This window comes from Streptomyces sp. NPDC034049, from assembly GCF_055575575.1.
Genome location: NZ_JBVISJ010000012.1, coordinates 226,273 through 241,535, shown reverse-complemented (window position 1 = coordinate 241,535; position 15,263 = coordinate 226,273). Strand labels below are relative to the sequence as shown.

Annotated in this window: 14 protein-coding genes; 4 read left to right on the top strand and 10 right to left on the bottom strand. The window is 72.8% G+C overall.

What is annotated here, in order from left to right; genetic code table 11:
• Positions 1-37: 37 nt before the first annotated feature.
• On the bottom strand, positions 38-709 hold the full coding sequence (locus ACZ52C_RS30605; protein WP_045562630.1) for a response regulator: 672 nt from the start codon (positions 707-709) through the stop codon (positions 38-40).
• A 44-nt stretch (positions 710-753) separates the two neighbouring features.
• Entirely contained in the window at positions 754-1,956 is a 1,203-nt protein-coding gene (locus ACZ52C_RS30600) for a DUF7134 domain-containing protein (protein WP_469077777.1), read from the bottom strand.
• A gap of 118 nt (positions 1,957-2,074) precedes the next feature.
• Here ACZ52C_RS30600 and ACZ52C_RS30595 point away from each other — a divergent pair, with 118 nt between their 5' ends.
• Positions 2,075-3,064, top strand: a complete 990-nt coding sequence (locus ACZ52C_RS30595; protein ID WP_469077776.1) for an SAM-dependent methyltransferase — start codon at positions 2,075-2,077, stop codon at positions 3,062-3,064.
• 14 nt (positions 3,065-3,078) lie between these two features.
• On the opposite strand, the gene ACZ52C_RS30590 is transcribed toward ACZ52C_RS30595, so the two are convergent.
• Positions 3,079-4,239: an NADH-quinone oxidoreductase subunit D gene (locus ACZ52C_RS30590; protein ID WP_469077775.1), complete on the bottom strand. Its 1,161-nt coding sequence runs from the start codon at positions 4,237-4,239 to the stop codon at positions 3,079-3,081.
• Between the two features lie 31 nt (positions 4,240-4,270).
• Between ACZ52C_RS30590 and ACZ52C_RS30585 the strand changes: the two genes are divergently transcribed.
• Both ACZ52C_RS30585 and ACZ52C_RS30580 read left to right on the top strand, forming a co-directional pair.
• Positions 4,271-4,786 (top strand): PH domain-containing protein, encoded by a 516-nt coding sequence (locus tag ACZ52C_RS30585; RefSeq protein WP_469077774.1) that lies wholly within the window; start codon positions 4,271-4,273, stop codon positions 4,784-4,786.
• 143 nt (positions 4,787-4,929) lie between these two features.
• Positions 4,930-6,216 carry a PH domain-containing protein gene (locus ACZ52C_RS30580; protein WP_469077815.1) on the top strand — a complete coding sequence of 429 codons (1,287 nt, stop codon included), beginning with the start codon at positions 4,930-4,932 and terminating at the stop codon, positions 6,214-6,216.
• A gap of 335 nt (positions 6,217-6,551) precedes the next feature.
• Here ACZ52C_RS30580 and ACZ52C_RS30575 read toward each other — a convergent pair whose 3' ends face one another.
• Both ACZ52C_RS30575 and ACZ52C_RS30570 read right to left on the bottom strand, forming a co-directional pair.
• Positions 6,552-8,369 carry a prolipoprotein diacylglyceryl transferase gene (locus ACZ52C_RS30575; RefSeq protein WP_469077773.1) on the bottom strand — a complete coding sequence of 606 codons (1,818 nt, stop codon included), beginning with the start codon at positions 8,367-8,369 and terminating at the stop codon, positions 6,552-6,554.
• 336 nt (positions 8,370-8,705) lie between these two features.
• Positions 8,706-9,830 carry an alpha/beta hydrolase gene (locus tag ACZ52C_RS30570; protein WP_469077772.1) on the bottom strand — a complete coding sequence of 375 codons (1,125 nt, stop codon included), beginning with the start codon at positions 9,828-9,830 and terminating at the stop codon, positions 8,706-8,708.
• A 193-nt stretch (positions 9,831-10,023) separates the two neighbouring features.
• Between ACZ52C_RS30570 and ACZ52C_RS30565 the strand changes: the two genes are divergently transcribed.
• On the top strand, positions 10,024-11,886 hold the full coding sequence (locus tag ACZ52C_RS30565; RefSeq protein WP_469077771.1) for a phosphatidylglycerol lysyltransferase domain-containing protein: 1,863 nt from the start codon (positions 10,024-10,026) through the stop codon (positions 11,884-11,886).
• Between the two features lie 146 nt (positions 11,887-12,032).
• Here ACZ52C_RS30565 and ACZ52C_RS30560 read toward each other — a convergent pair whose 3' ends face one another.
• The 5 genes from ACZ52C_RS30560 to folP all read right to left on the bottom strand — a co-directional run bounded on the left by ACZ52C_RS30560 (position 12,033) and on the right by folP (position 15,231).
• Positions 12,033-12,518 carry a DUF3180 domain-containing protein gene (locus ACZ52C_RS30560; protein ID WP_469077770.1) on the bottom strand — a complete coding sequence of 162 codons (486 nt, stop codon included), beginning with the start codon at positions 12,516-12,518 and terminating at the stop codon, positions 12,033-12,035.
• A gap of 120 nt (positions 12,519-12,638) precedes the next feature.
• Entirely contained in the window at positions 12,639-13,250 is a 612-nt protein-coding gene (gene folK, locus ACZ52C_RS30555; RefSeq protein ID WP_469077769.1) for a 2-amino-4-hydroxy-6-hydroxymethyldihydropteridine diphosphokinase, read from the bottom strand.
• The gene (gene folB, locus ACZ52C_RS30550) at positions 13,247-13,606 is read right to left on the bottom strand and encodes a dihydroneopterin aldolase (protein WP_469077768.1); all 360 of its coding nucleotides are present in this window, start codon (positions 13,604-13,606) and stop codon (positions 13,247-13,249) included. Before folB ends, folK begins: the two co-directional genes overlap by 4 nt.
• A 258-nt stretch (positions 13,607-13,864) precedes the next feature.
• Positions 13,865-14,368, bottom strand: a complete 504-nt coding sequence (locus ACZ52C_RS30545) for a nuclear transport factor 2 family protein (protein WP_469077767.1) — start codon at positions 14,366-14,368, stop codon at positions 13,865-13,867.
• Positions 14,365-15,231 carry a dihydropteroate synthase gene (gene folP / locus ACZ52C_RS30540; protein ID WP_469077766.1) on the bottom strand — a complete coding sequence of 289 codons (867 nt, stop codon included), beginning with the start codon at positions 15,229-15,231 and terminating at the stop codon, positions 14,365-14,367. The genes ACZ52C_RS30545 and folP overlap by 4 nt, the downstream gene beginning before the upstream one ends.
• Between the last annotated feature and the right edge of the window lie 32 nt (positions 15,232-15,263).

Sequence of the window (15,263 nt, the reverse complement as noted above, 5' to 3'; positions counted from 1 at the left end):
AGCCGTACGCCGACGGCCTCGGCGTGGGCCGACGCCGTCAGCCGTGTCCCCCCGCGCGCACCAGCCCGGTCTCGTACGCCAGGACGACCACCTGGACGCGGTCGCGCAGGCCCAGCTTGGTGAGGATGCGGCCGACATGGGTCTTCACCGTGGCCTCGGAGAGGACCAGGCGGGCGGCGATCTCGCCGTTGGAGAGGCCCTGGGCGACGAGGATCATGACCTCGCGTTCCCGTTCGGTGAGCCGTTCCAGCTCCTTGTGCCGGGGCTCCGAGCCGGTGCCCGGGAGCATCGGGGCGAACCGGTCCAGCAGCCGCCGGGTCGTGGACGGCGCGACGACCGCGTCCCCGCTGTGCACGGCACGGATCGCGGCCAGCAGCTCACCGGGCGGCACGTCCTTGAGCATGAAGCCGGAGGCGCCCGCCTTCAGCCCGGAGAAGGCGTACTCGTCGAGGTCGAAGGTGGTCAGGATGAGCACCTTGGGCGGCTCGGGCTCCGCGCAGATGCGGCGGGTGGCCTCGACCCCGTCCAGCTTGGGCATCCGGACGTCCATGAGGACCACGTCCACCTCGGTCGACCGCACCACCTGGAGGGCCTCGACGCCGTCGCCCGCCTCGGCCACGACCTCCATGTCCGGCTGGGCCGCCAGCACCATCCGGAACCCGGTGCGCAGCAGCACCTGGTCGTCGACGAGCATCACGCGGATCGCCATCGGTTCCTCTTCCGTCTACAGGTGTCAGCGGCCGTCAGGCCTGGTCAGTGCGCGGGCTTCAGGGGCAGCAGGGCGCTGATCCGGAAGCCGCCGCCGGGGCGGGGGCCCGCGTCCAACGTGCCGCCGACCATACCGACGCGCTCTCGCATCCCGATGAGGCCGTGCCCCTGACCGTCGGCGCCGCCCTCCTCGTACAGCTCGTGGGGCGCGCCCTTGCCGTCGTCCTCGACGAGCAGACCGAGGCCGTCGTCGAAGTAGACCAGCCGGACACTCGCACCGGCGTTCGGGCCGCCGTGCTTGCGGGTGTTGGTGAGGGCCTCCTGGACGATGCGGTACGCCGTCAGCTCCACCCCGCTGGGCAGCGGGCGCGGGGTGCCCTCGATCTTGAAGTCCACGGGCAGCCCGGCGACCCGGCACTCCTCGACCAGGTCGTCGATCTGCTCGACGTCGGGCTGCGGGACGTACTCGCCGACCTCCTTGTGCTCACCGGTGCGCAGCACGCCCAGCAGGCGGCGCATCTCGGCGAGGGCCTGGCGGCCGGTGGAGGAGATCGTCTCCAGGGCCTTCTTGGCCTGGTCGGGGGCGGCGTCGAGGACGTACGCGGCACCGTCGGCCTGGACGACCATCACGGACACGTTGTGCGCGACCACGTCGTGCAGTTCACGGGCGATCCGGGCGCGCTCGGCGGCGACGGCGACCTTGGCCTGCGCCTCGCGCTCCTTCTCCAGCCGGGCGGCGCGCTCCTCCAGCTGCGCGAAGTACGCGCGGCGGGTGCGCAGCGAGTCGCCGAGCACCCAGGCGAGGGCGAACGGCACGGTCAGGAACAGCGCGAGCACCGCGTTGCCCATCGTGCTGGTGTTCTCCACGGTCCAGCGCAGCTGTCCCAGCGTCGCCGCGCAGAGGCCGCCGCCCAGGGCGAACCAGGAGGCCCAGCGGGCGCCGTTCGCCGCGACCGTGTAGATGACCACGAGCATCGCGAAGTCCGCCGGGATCCTCGGCACGTCGAGGATCAGCTGCGCGATGCCCGCCGCGGCGGCCAGCATCAGCATCTTCTCGGGCATACGGCGCCGCAGGGCGATCGACAGACAGAGCACGAGCGAGATCACCACGAACGCGGTCTCGTTCGTGTCGGTCCCGTAGTCCGGGTCGATCGCTCCGCCGGCCAGGGTCACCGCGAGCAGGACGACGGCCCAGAAGCTGTCGACCCATGTCGGGTGCCGGCGGAGGAAGTCATAGAGGCGCTGCACGTAACCCAGCGTAGGGAAGGCCGCGGTGTGCAGGGGTCAACCGGAGGGCCGATCCGTGACGGGGGCATGTACTCCCCAAGGTGGAGGCGGCGTTGGCCCTTCCGCTTAGCCTGGTGCTGTGACGGATCACCCACGGGCCCGGTCCTGGCGCACGGCGACCGAGGAGGCCCTCTACGGGCCCACGGGCTTCTACCGGCGTCCGGAAGGGCCCGCCGGGCACTTCCGGACCTCCGTGCACGCCTCCCCGCTCTACGCGGCCGCCGTGGCGCGGCTGCTGTGCCGGGTGGACGAGGTGTCGGGGCGGCCGGACGAGCTGGCCTTCGTGGACCTGGGGGCCGGGCGCGGCGAGCTGGTGAGCGCGGTCGTGGACGCCCTCCCCGCCGAGGTGGCGTCCCGCACGCGCGCGTACGCCGTCGAACTGGCCGACCGGCCCCCGGCTCTCGATCACCGCATCGAGTGGGTCGCCGAGCCGCCCCAGGGGGTCTCGGGGCTGCTCTTCGCCAACGAGTGGCTGGACAACGTGCCCGTGGACGCCGTCGAGGTGGACGCGTCGGGCACGGCCCGGCTGGTGCTCGTCCGGGAGGACGGCACCGAGGTGCTCGGGGCGCCCGTCGGCGGGGCCGAGGCCGCGTGGCTGGCCCGGTGGTGGCCGCTCGCCCCCGAGGAGGGGCTGCGGGCCGAGGTCGGGCTGCCCCGGGACCGGGCGTGGGCCGCCGCCGTGGCGGGCGTCGGACGCGGACTCGCTGTCGCCGTCGACTACGCGCACCTCGCCGGCTCCCGGCCGCCCTTCGGGACGCTCACCGGGTTCCGGGACGGGCGGGAGACCGCACCGGTCCCGGACGGGTCGTGCGACATCACTGCGCACGTGGCGCTGGACGCGTGCGCGCTGCCGGGGGCCCGGCTGCTCACCCAGCGGGAGGCCCTGCGCGCCCTGGGGGTCACCGGCGGCCGTCCGCCGCTCTCCCTGGCCACCACCGATCCGGCGGCGTACGTACGGGCCCTCGCGGGCGCCGGCGAGGCCGCCGAGCTGACCGCTCAGGGGGGCCTCGGCGACTTCGGGTGGCTGCTCCAGCCGGTGGGGATCCCGGACCCGCTGCCCCGCGACTAGGAAGGGCAGCCGTCCTACTTGTCGATGTCCCCCACCACGAAGAACAGCGAGCCCAGGATCGCCACCATGTCCGCCACCAGCGTCCCCGGCAGCAGCTCGGTGAGGGCCTGGATGTTGTTGTACGAGGCGGAGCGCAGCTTGAGGCGGTAGGGGGTCTTCTCACCCTTGCTGACGAGGTAGTAGCCGTTGATGCCGAGGGGGTTCTCGGTCCAGGCGTAGGTGTGCCCCTCGGGGGCCTTGAGGACCTTCGGCAGGCGCTGGTTGACGGGGCCGGGCGGCAGGTCGGCCAGCCGGTCCAGGCAGGCGTCGGCGAGGGCGAGGGCGTTGTGCGTCTGCTCCAGCAGGCACTCGAAGCGGGCGAGGCAGTCGCCCTCCTCGCGGGTGACGACCCGAAGGACGTCCTGGAGTTCGCCGTACGCCAGGTACGGCTCGTCGCGCCGCAGGTCGAAGTCGACACCGGAGGCGCGGGCGATCGGGCCGCTGACTCCGTACGCGTGCACGGTCTCCGGCGCGAGGACGCCCACCTCCCGCGTACGCCCCCGGAAGATCTCGTTGCCGAGCACCAGGTCGTCGAAGACGTCCATGCGGGAGCGGACGTCGGCGACGGCCGCACGCGCGCGTGCGGTCCACCCGGCCGGCAGGTCCTCCTTCAGACCGCCCACCCGGTTGAACATGTAGTGCATCCGCCCGCCGGAGATCTCCTCCATGACGTTCTGGAGCTCCTCGCGCTCCCGGAAGGCGTAGAAGACCGGGGTGATGCCGCCGAGCTCCAGCGGGTACGAGCCGAGGAACATCAGGTGGTTCAGGACCCGGTTCAGCTCGGCGAGGAGCGTGCGCATCCAGACCGCTCGCTCCGGGACCTCCATGCCGAGCATGCGTTCGACGCCGAGGACGACGCCGAGTTCGTTGGAGAAGGCGGAGAGCCAGTCGTGGCGGTTGGCCAGCATGATGATCTGGCGGTAGTCACGCGCCTCGAAGAGCTTCTCCGCGCCCCGGTGCATATAGCCGATGACCGGCTCGGCATGCTGGATCCGCTCGCCGTCGAGGACCAGGCGCAGCCGCAGCACACCGTGCGTGGACGGATGCTGCGGGCCGATGTTCAGCACCATGTCCGTGCTCTCGGCGGCACCGCCGATACCGACCGTCGTCTCGCGGGTCTGCGTCGGGGGAGTCATGGACACAGTCTGTCGTACGTACGCTGGCGGAATGGAGACGGGGAGCTTGGGGACCTTCGAGGACGGCGCCGGGCGCGCGGAGGACGAACCGGTCTGGACGGGACTGCCGCCCGGGCTGCTGCGGATGAGGCGGCTGCTGCTGGTGGTGTGGCTGGTGCCGGTCACCGTCGGTACGGCCGTCCTGCTGGGCTGGCTGGCGGGGCCGCCGTGGGCGGCGTTCGCGCTCCTGCCCCTGGGACTGCTGCTCTGGGGCTGGCCGATGCTGGGCCGCAACTGGCGGTCGTGGCGGTACGCCGAGCGGGCGGACGACCTGTTGATCAGCCGGGGGGTGCTCTGGCGGGAGGAGACCGTCGTGCCGTACGGGCGCATGCAGCTGGTCGAGGTGACCTCCGGCCCCGTCGAGCGGCACTTCAAGCTGGCGAGCGTGCAGCTGCACACGGCCGCGGCCGCCACGGACGCCCGCATCCCGGGCCTCGATCCGGCCGAGGCGGAACGCCTGCGCGACCACCTCACCCAGCTGGGCGAGGCCCGATCGGCAGGGCTGTGACGGTGTCGGCACAGGAGGCGGGCGGGGCGCTGGGGGACGACCCGGTACGGGCGGAGCGCGCGGTGGGGGCAGCGGTGGGGGCGGACGGCGCGACGCAGGACGAGGCCGTACGGACGGACGGAGCAGGGGCGGAGAAGCCGGTCGTGGAGCATCGGCTGCATCCGGTGACGCCGTTGCGGCGGGCCTGGGCGCCGGTGGCGGTGCTGATCGGATGGGGGGTGCACGATCCGGACGGCGCGCAGCGGCAGCTGATGCGGCTCGACACGAGCACCCTGCTGATCGGGCTCGCCGTGTTCGTCCCGGCCGCCGCCCTCTACGGCTTCCTGACCTGGTGGTTCACCCATTTCGCGGTGACCGACAGCGAACTGCGCATCCGAACCGGCCTGCTGTTCCGCCGCACCGCCCACATCCGTCTCGAACGCATTCAGGCCATCGACGTCACCCGCCCGCTGCTGGCACGGATCGCGGGCGTCGCCAAACTCAGACTCGATGTCGTCGGCACCGACAAGAAGGACGAGCTGGCCTATCTCGGCGAGGCGCACGCCGGCGCTCTGCGGGCCGAACTCCTGGCCCGGGCGGCCGGTTTCGCGCCGGAGACCGCGCACGAGGTCGGCGAGGCGCCCGTACGGCAGGTGCTGAAGGTCCCGGCGGGCGTGCTGGCCATGTCCCTCGTGCTGACCGGCGCCACCTGGGGGACCTTGGTGGCCGCGGTGGTCGTGCCGTCCGTGCTGTGGTTCGCCACGGAGAGCGTGTGGACGGTCCTCGCGACCGCGCTGCCGCTGATCGGCGCGGCCGGGGCGAGCAGTGTGGGGCGGTTCGTCGGGGAGTACGACTGGACGGTCGGCGACTCCCCCGACGGGCTCCGCATCGACCACGGGCTCCTCGACCGCGCCCACGAGACGGTGCCGCCGGGCCGCGTGCAGACCGTGCGCATCGTCGAACCGCTGCTGTGGCGGCGCCGCGGGTGGGTCCGGGTCGAGCTGGACGTGGCGGGCTCGACCAACTCCGTCCTGCTGCCGGTCGCGCCGCGGGAGGTGGCCGAGTCGGTCGTCGCGCGGGTGCTGCCGGGGGTGCGGGTGCCGGACGCGACGGCCCTCGTACGGCCGCCGGGGCGGGCGCGGTGGTGCGTGCCGTGGTGGTGGCGGGGGTACGGACTGGCCGTCGACGACAAGGTGTTCGCGGCGCGGCACGGGCTGCTGCGCCGCCGACTCGACCTCGTACCGCATGCGAAGGTGCAGAGCGTACGGCTGTCGCAGGGGCCCTGGAAGCGGTACAAGGGGCTCGCCGACGTCCACGTCGACACCGGCGCCGGCAAGACGGTGACGGCCCGTCTGCGTGACGCGGGCGAGGCGGCGGCCCTGCTGCGAGCCCAGGCGGAACGGTCCCGCACGGGCCGCCGCGAGGCACTGCCGGACCGGTGGATGGTCTAGGACGCGGCGGGAGCGGGGCGGGGCGGGGAGCGAATGACGGAGTCGGCGCCTGCCGGGTGCGGGGCGGCCCGGGGCCCTCTGGACAGACCGACGGCCGCCCACCGGGAAGGGTGGGCGGCCGCAAGGGTGGCGCGATGACCTCGGTCGGCTAGGGCCTGTCGTTTGGATCATGCCGACTTCGGCCGACAGCGCCTGATTGCTGCCGGTGAGCGGGGCTTGGTGCGTGCAGCTGCAAGGCGGAGGAGGGAGTCAACGCGGAGCGTTGGCGACTGACGACACTGCGGCAGATGGGCGTGCCGAGCCCCGCGGCCCAGGCGTGATCCAAACGACAGGCCCTAGGACGCCGCCGTGCGCAGGCCCTGGAGGTCGATCTGTTCCGTCTCGTCGTGTGCCGTGAGGTCGATGACCTGGCCGATGCCCCGGGAGGCCTCGTCGGCGCGCTTGAACCGGGCCTCCGACTCGGCCTTGTGGAGCGCGAGCGCCTCCTGGCCGACCACGTCGGCGAGGTCCTCGTTCTGCACGGCGTCCAGGACGTCCGCCTCCTTCTGCGTACCGAAGAAGTCGAACCCTCCCTCCACCCCGGTCCGCCGCGGCGCCGCCGGAACGACCGCCACGGCCGTGGGCACCGTGAAGTGGCCGACCGGCGGAAGCGCGGGCAGCGCCGCCGGGGCCATCGGCTCGGCCCGCTGCTCCTGCCCGGCACGCCCCGACGGGTCCACGCGGGTCAACTCCGCCGCCCCCGTCGAACCGGCCGGTGCCGCCACCACGGGCACGGGGCCGCCGGCCGCGCGCTCATGGCCCCGGTCCGCCACCGAAGTCCCCACCGCGTCGCCCTCCTCGGCGGTGAGCACCGGCACCGGCTCCTCCTCGGCCTCGGCGGAACGTCCCTGCCGCGTGCCGCCGTCCGTCGGCCCGTCCGGGTCACCCTTGGGTCCCTCACCCTTGGCCGTCGCGTCGGCGGGCCCGGCGGGCCCGGCGGGCTCGGAAGATTCGGTCGGCTCGGTGGACTGGCCGGTTTCGGCGGCCTCGGTGGATTCCACGGAGGCGGCGGATTCCATTGAGTCGGATTCCACGGAGTCGGCGGGCTCGGCCGGCGTCGGATCGCCGGCAGGCGTCTCCGGTGACTCGTCGACCGGCTCATCGGCCTGCTCGTCGCCCTGCTCGTCGACCGGCTCATCGGCCTGCTCGCCGGTCGGCTCCTCCGCCGGCTCCCCGACCGGCTGCTCCAGCGACTCGTCGACCGGCTCGGTGATCGGGTCATCGCCCGCCGGGTCGGCCTGGTGGTCGACGTCCAGGTCCACGTCCCCGGAGTCGGAACTCCCGGGGTCCGCGCCCTCGGTCGTGTTCGCCCCCGCGTCCTTCACCGAGCCCCGCTGGGTGATGATCCGGTCCAGCGCCGAGTTCGCGCGCAGGAAGAGCGACGAACCGGCCGGCGAGAACACCGACGGGGACGATGTCTCCGCCTCCGCGCCCTCTTCGGCAGAAGTCCCCGTACCCGCCCCGCCCGTCTCGTCCTGTGCCGCCGCCCTCGCCGCCGCGGCCTTGGACGCCGTCTCCCACGAGGCCCAGGGCGCTCCCGGCGCGGGGGTCCCCTGCGGCGGCACCGTCGAGGTCCGGGACACCGCCGTGGTCGCGTCGCCGTCGCCCGCCTTCGCGTCCGCGTCCGCCGCGGGCAACGCCCTCGCGTCCTCGGGGCCGGTCGCCTCGATCTCCAGCAGGCGGCGGCCCTCCAGCGCGCTGGCCCGCTCGGTCTCGGCGGTGGCGTAGCGCCTCAGGAGCGCCGCGTGCTCGTTGCGGAGGTTGGCCAGTTCGGTGCGCTTGGCGCGCAGCTTGTGCTCCAGCTTGGTGCGCAGCTCACGGGATTCCTCGAGGTCGGTCTCCAGTTCGGCGACCTTCTCCTCGTGCCGCCACTCGTCGCTCGCACGCGCGCGCGTGAGGTCGGCGACGCGTTTGCCCGCCTCGACGTCCCAGCGGCGCATGACCGCCGCGCCCACGGCCGCGGTCGCCGCGGCGACGGCGGCCATGACCCGGAGCACCGCCGGCTCGGAGAACAACCATGGCCCGAGGGCGCAGACGAGCGAGACGCCTGCGATCGCCGTGGGGGGCAGCAGCCTGTGCAGAGGCGGTGAATGGCGGTGACGTCCACGTGGCATGGCCAGAAACTTACCGCGCGTAGGCGAATGATGGTGCCCCGGGTCACAAAAACTCAGCCGCCCCTCTCACCTCTCACAAGCCTTCACAAGCGTGCTCACCGCCGGTGCGGCAATGCGCCCACCGGCGGCTCCTCCAGTGGATCAACCCCATTGAATGCGGATACGCCTTGGCCGCATCCGGCTCTTTCCCGGCCGGTGAATTCCACGAATTGCCGAACCAGCCGCCGAACCGTTACCGAACTCGTCGCCGACCCGTCGCCGCGCCGTGACCGAACCGCCCTTCACGGGCCCACCTCACCGGTCACCCGGCCGACTTCGCGAGGTGCCCCGGCGACTTCACCTGTCGCTCAACCGCCCGCTGATCCACTGCAACGTCGCCGGGATCTCCCGGCGCCACGTGTTGAAGTTGTGCCCTCCGCTGTCGAGGATGATCGACGAGATCCGCGTCGGCCGCTTCTCCTTCACCTGTTCGATGAACTTCAGCGTGGCCTTGTAGTTGCTCTCCCCCTGTTTGCTGCTGGTGACCAGCAGAGAGGTGTCCGGCGCCGGACGGTGCCTCAGATACCAGAACAGGTCCGCCTCGTTCCGCAGTGTCTTGTTCCCGCGGAAGAGATCACCGGTCGTCGGGTCGATCGGCGCCTTGTAGTACGGCGAGAGGCCCGCGCCGGCGGCGAACACCCCTGGGTGGTGCATGGCGAGTTTCAGCGCACAGTAGCCGCCGGTCGAGTCGCCGACGACACCCCAACTTCCCGGCTTCTTCCCGACCCTGTAGTGATGGCCGACGGCGTCCGGCAGATCCCTGGCGAAGAACGTCTCGGTCTGCGGCCCGCCCGGGACGTCCACGCACTCGGTGTCGCGCGGCGGCGCCACGGTCGGCCGCAGCATGACCAGGATCATCGGCTGCGCCTTCCCGTCGCGGGCCAACGCGTGGGCCGTCTGCGGAAAGTGGAGCCCCTTGACGAGCGCCTCGGCGGTGCCCGGATAGCCGGTGAGGACGACCGCGGCGGGGAAACTGCGGGTGCGGTACCGGGGCTGGAAGTACTCCGGCGGCAGATACACGTACGCCGGGCTAGCGATCCGGCTTCTGCGGCCGACGATCTCGACCTTCTGGATCTGGCCGCCGACCGCGGGACGGCCCCCGCCGGCCACGTTCACCTGCTGGGTGTCGAGGACCCGCAACGGACCCCCGGTCTCGACCCCGTCGTGGTCGACGACCACCCCCTGCCCGGTCTCCCGGCCGAGGAGGTCCGCCCAGCTGGCGTAGAACCCGAAGGCCTGGTTGGCGGCGAGGCCGACCGACACGAAGACGGCGATCTGCGTGGCCAGCAGTACGCCGATCCGACCGCCGACCGCCCGCCATCCGCGCCGGGCCAGCTTCGGCCACAGCCACACCGTGCCGATGAACAGCAGTACGGCGGACAGCACGGCCAACGCCAGCACCTTGTTGCTCGTAAGACCCATCGGGACGTCCCCCGCCGACCTTTCTTTCCTAGTCTTTCCCTGTCCTTTGGTTCAGCTTTCCGATGGAGAGTGAACCTCCCCCGCCACCGCACCGTCCTAGAGGGCGCAATGTCGCCGGATGCCGGAAAAGGCACCGGATCCAAGCTCTCTCGCGGAACTACGGGATGCGATGTCTGTCAGGACAGATGGGGAAATGTCGGCTGCGGTTCCGGTCCGGTCGGACCGCTCCGCGCCGAGCGCCGACCGGCAGCTGAAGGGCGCGCGCCGGGGCGTACCGCATGGCGCCCTGCGCGGCGTGCTGCGCGGCCCGCGCCCCGAGGCCGTGCCCGCGCTGGTCGCCAGGGCCTGCACACTCGTCGGGCTCGTGGACATCGCCGCGGGGGTGTTCCCCCGCTTCCGCAACAGCCGGATGCACGCGCTGGCCGAGGTGCTGCCCGGCGCGCTCGGTCCGTTCGCGGCGGCCCTCTCCCTGAGCGCCGGCGTCCTGCTGCTGCTCCTCGCCCACGGTCTGCGCCGGCGCAAACGGCGCGCCTGGCGGGCGGCCGTGGTTCTGCTCCCGGCCGGGGCGATCGCCCAGTTCGCCTACCGGCACTCGCTCGTCGGCGTGCTCGTCTCGCTCGCCCTGTTCGTCCCGCTGCTGCGGCACCGCGACGAGTTCCGCGCCCTGCCCGACCCCACCAGCCGCTGGCGGGCGCTCACCAACTTCGTGCTGATGGGCGCCGGTTCGATCCTCCTCGGTCTGGTCGTCGTCAGCGCCCACCCCGGACGGATGGTCGGCGACCCGAGCCTCGCCGACCGCCTCGAACACGTCATCTACGGCCTGTTCGGCTTCGAGGGCCCGGTCGACTACGCCGGTTCCACCTCCTGGACGGTGGCCTTCTCCCTCGGCGCCCTCGGTCTGCTGACCGCCATCACCACCATCTACCTGGCCTTCCGCCCCGAACACCCGGCGGCCCGCCTCACCGACGACGACGAGGTGCGGCTGCGCGCCCTGCTCGACAGGCACGGCGGCCGCGACTCGCTCGGCCACTTCGCGCTCCGCCGCGACAAGGCGGTCGTCTTCTCCCCGAGCGGCAAGGCGGCGGTGACGTACCGCGTCGTCTCCGGGGTGATGCTCGCCAGCGGCGACCCGATCGGCGACGTCGAGGCCTGGCCCGGCGCGATCGAACGCTTCATGGACGAGGCCAAGGCCCACTCCTGGACCCCGGCCGTCATGGGGTGCTCGGAGACCGGCGCGGAGGTCTGGACCCGCGAGACCGGCCTGGACGCCCTCGAACTGGGCGACGAGGCGGTGGTGGACGTCGCGGATTTCTCCCTCGCCGGACGTGCGATGCGCAACGTGCGTCAAATGGTGAAGCGCATCGAGCGCCTCGGTTACGAGACCCGGGTACGGCGCGTCCGTGACCTCGGCGAGGCCGAGCTGGACCGCATCCGCCGCGCCGCCGAGGACTGGCGCGGCACCGACACCGAGCGCGGCTTCTCCATGGCGCTCGGCCGCATGGGCGACCCGGCCGACGGAGACTGCCTGATCGCCACCGCGCACAAGGCCGACGAGACCCCCGGCCCCTACGGCGACCTGAAGGCCGTCCTCCACTTCGTGCCCTGGGGGCCGGACGGCGCCTCGCTGGACCTGATGCGCCGCGACCGCTCCGCCGACCCCGGCATGAACGAACTGCTCATCGTCGCGGCCCTCCAGGCGGCGCCCCGCCTGGGCGTCCGGCAGGTCTCCCTGAACTTCGCGATGTTCCGCTCGGCTCTGGCGCGCGGCGAGAAGATCGGCGCCGGCCCGGTCCTGCGCGCCTGGCGCGGCCTGCTGGTCTTCCTCTCCCGCTGGTTCCAGATCGAGTCGCTCTACAAGTTCAACGCCAAGTTCCACCCGCGCTGGGAGCCCCGCTTCGTCGTCTACGCCGCCTCCCGCGACCTCCCCCGCATCGGCCTGGCCGCCATGCAGGCCGAGGGCTTCGTCAACCTCGCCCTGCCCCGCCTGCTGCGCCGCCGCGCGAAGGCGCCGGTCCCCTGCGCCCATGCGGTGCGCTCCGCGAGCAACGCCGCCTGAGTGGTCGCGCCGCAGGGCCGGCGCGGCCCGCCGTAGGAACAGTGCGGCCGTAGGAACGGTGCGGGCCGTCCGTGGCCGGCCGCGCAGTTCCCCGCGCCCCTTTTGTGGCCTTCGGCCGACTCAAGGGGCCGCGGGCCCGCCCGGCGTCATGTCGCCCGCGCCGCCCCGCCGCCCGTGTCGTCGTCCTCCGGAAGCTTGCAGACGCGCTCCAGGAAGAAGGCGGCCACTATGACGGCGATGCCCGCGAGGACGGAGAAACCGGCGTAGATGGCCTGGTCGCGGCGGGCCGGGACCTCCAGGGACTCCAGCAGGAAGACCCCGACGCCGCCGTACATCCCGGCGACGAGGGCGGCGACGAGAGCGCTGGCCTGGCCGAAGACGACCGCGCGGGCGGCCATCAGGGGATCGACGCCCTTGGCCTCCGGCCGGCGCTCCCGCTGGGCCTTGAGCCGGCTGCGCAGCGACAGCGCGGTGGCCGTCAGGACGACGGCGATCAGAGCGAGCACGATGGGGGCGGCCAGCGGGACGCTCGGCAGGGTGTCCACCGAGTTCCACAGCCGGGCCCCGGCCCAGGACAGCACCCCCGCCAGCACGAACACCGCGGCCAGCGTCCTGATGCGCAGCTCTTTCACGATGCCCCTTCGACGAGCCCGATGGTCCACGGACGCCGGGCCCCACGGGCGCCGGGTGGTCGGCCCGGCCGGTGGTCCCGACGGTGTCGGGGATGATCCCGACCCGGTAGACCTTAACGACTACTCGGGCAGCTGGAGTTCCAGGTCGGCGCGGGGCGACACACCCTCGCGGGTGACGTCGTCGAGCAGCTGGGCGACCGGGCCGCGGCCGGCGAGCTGGGCCTCCGGCTCCACGTCGTGCCACGGCGCGAGCACGAAGGCCCGCTCGTGCGCCCGCGGGTGCGGCAGGGTCAGTGCCGGGTCGTCGGAGACGACGTCCGCGTACGCCACGATGTCGACGTCCAGCGTGCGCGGGCCCCAGCGCTCGTCCCGCACCCGGTGGAAGGCCTCCTCCACCGCCTGGGCCCGCTCCAGCAGCGAGGAGGGCGGCAGGGTGGTCTTCAGGACCACCACGGCGTTGAAGTACGAGGGCTGGCTGCCCGGCGCCACCCCCCACGGCTCGGTCTCGTACACCGGCGACACGGCCTTGATGCGGACGCCCGGGGTGTCCTCCAGCGCGTCGACGGCGCCCTGGAGGTTCTCCAGCCGGTTGCCCAGGTTCGAGCCGATGGAGATCACGGCCCGGCGGGGGTTGTGCAGGGTCGTGTCGGCCTCGTCCACCTTCTGCACGACGGAGGCCGGCACCGGCTGTACGGTCGGGTCGCTCTGACCCTCGGTGAAGAACGCGGTCATACTCGGCTCCGGGTGATGGTGACGGTCACGTCGTCGAACGGGACCGTGATCGGCGCGTTCGGTTTGTGCACGCTGACCTCGGCCTCCTGAACTCCCTCGTGCCGCAGGCACGCCTGGGCGATGCGCTCGGCGAGGGTCTCGATGAGATTCACCGGCTCGCCCTCCACGAGGGCGACGACCTCCTCCGCCACGATCCCGTAGTGCACGGTCTTCGCCAGGTCGTCGTCGGCCGCGGCCGGCCGGGTGTCCAGGCCGAGCGTGAGGTCCACGACGAAGGTCTGGCCCTCCTCGCGTTCGCCCGGGAACACCCCGTGGTACCCACGGGCCCTGAGGCCGCGCAGCGCGACACGATCCACGCGAATCACTCCTGCAGTCGTCGGGAACGGCCGGTGTCCTCCGCCTCGTCCGAGCACGGTCGGCGCACCGGCCACCTTCGAATCTACCTGCGGGCACTGACAGCGCTCACCCGCGGAAGGCCCGATTCCACTCCCGTACGGACAGGGTTCATCGAGCGTTTCCCCGAGGGAACGCGGCGGCTCACGGGTCGGAAGCCGCCCCTACCCGCGCACCCCTGTTCCCAATCACCCCTTGGGCCCCACGGACCACCCGCCCACTCAGGAGGGTGACTCCTCGGCGTCGTCGTCCTCGGACTCCGCCAGGACCGGGGACCCGTGGTGCGACCACAGCTTCCAGCCGTCGGATGTGCGACGGAACACATTCGTGGCGACCACCAGCTGCCCCACGAGCGGCCCCAGCTCGTCGCTGTCGTCCGGCGCCGGGCCCCCGCTGAGGATGTTCTCGGTGCAGGTGACGAGCGCGGTGTCCCCGGTGACCGACACATGCACGTCGGTGAGGAAGAACTGGATGTACTCCGTGTTCGCCATGATCAGCGCGTACGAGCGCAACACCTCGCCGCGTCCGGTGAGGACCGGCCAGCCGGGGTGCACGCAGGAGATCACGCCGGTCTCGGCCGGGTCGTGCCACTCCTCGTCCACGCCCACGTCGGCCGGGGCCAGCCAGAGCGCGGAGAGGGTCTCGAAGTCGCCCTGTTCCAGTGCCTCGTAGAAGGCCCGGTTGGCGAGTTCGACCTGTTCGACGTCGGTGTGGGGAGCGCTCACCGCTCCCGGGCCCCTTCGATGGCGCGGGACACCCGGACCGCGTCGGCGGTGGCGCGGACCTCGTGCACGCGGACCGCCCAGGCGCCCTGCTGCGCGGCCAGGGCCGACACGGCGGCCGTGGCCGCGTCCCGTTCCCGCGCGGGCGGCGGGGCGCCCTCGGAGCCCGCCAGCACCCGCCCGAGGAACCGCTTGCGGGAGGCGGCGACCAGCAGGGGGTGGCCGAGACCGTGCAGCCGCTCCAGGTGCGCGAGGAGGGCGAGGTCGTGCTCGGCGTCCTTGGAGAAGCCCAGCCCCGGGTCGACGACGACCCGGTCCGCCTCGATGCCGCCCTCCAGCACGGCCTCCACGCGCGCGTGCAGCTCGTCCAGCACCTCGGTGACGACGTCCGCGTAGACGCCCTTGACGTTGCCGCCCTCCAGGAAGCCGCGCCAGTGCATCACCACGAAGGGGGCGCCCGCGTCGGCGACCACCGGGATCATCGCGGGGTCGGCCAGTCCGCCGCTGACGTCGTTGACGAGGGCCGCGCCGGCGGCGAGGGCCTGCTCGGCGACGGACGCGCGCATGGTGTCCACGGAGACGGTGACGCCCTCGGAGGCCAGCCCACGGACGACCGGGACGACCCTGCGCAGTTCCTCCGCCTCGTCGACGCGGGCCGCGCCGGGGCGGGTCGACTCACCGCCGACGTCCACCAGGTCCGCGCCCTCGCCGACCATGTCCAGGCCGTGCTTGACCGCCGCCGTGGTGTCGAAGAAGCGGCCGCCGTCGGAGAAGGAGTCCGGGGTGACATTGACGACACCCATGACCGCACAACGGTCCCACCGGGGCAATCCGGCCACCCACCCACGCCGGTTCAGCTTGCTCATGCGTCAAGCCTAGGCCCCCGGCAGCAGCCGCG

Coding starts and splice junctions, on each gene's coding strand:
- ACZ52C_RS30605 (WP_045562630.1), bottom strand. CDS start 709: ATGGCGATCCGCGTGATGCTCGTCGACGACCAGGTGCTGCTGCGCACC.
- ACZ52C_RS30590 (WP_469077775.1), bottom strand. CDS start 4,239: ATGACTCCCCCGACGCAGACCCGCGAGACGACGGTCGGTATCGGCGGT.
- ACZ52C_RS30585 (WP_469077774.1), top strand. CDS start 4,271: ATGGAGACGGGGAGCTTGGGGACCTTCGAGGACGGCGCCGGGCGCGCG.
- ACZ52C_RS30575 (WP_469077773.1), bottom strand. CDS start 8,369: ATGCCACGTGGACGTCACCGCCATTCACCGCCTCTGCACAGGCTGCTG.
- ACZ52C_RS30570 (WP_469077772.1), bottom strand. CDS start 9,830: ATGGGTCTTACGAGCAACAAGGTGCTGGCGTTGGCCGTGCTGTCCGCC.
- ACZ52C_RS30565 (WP_469077771.1), top strand. CDS start 10,024: ATGTCGGCTGCGGTTCCGGTCCGGTCGGACCGCTCCGCGCCGAGCGCC.
- folK (WP_469077769.1), bottom strand. CDS start 13,250: ATGACCGCGTTCTTCACCGAGGGTCAGAGCGACCCGACCGTACAGCCG.
- folP (WP_469077766.1), bottom strand. CDS start 15,231: ATGAGCAAGCTGAACCGGCGTGGGTGGGTGGCCGGATTGCCCCGGTGG.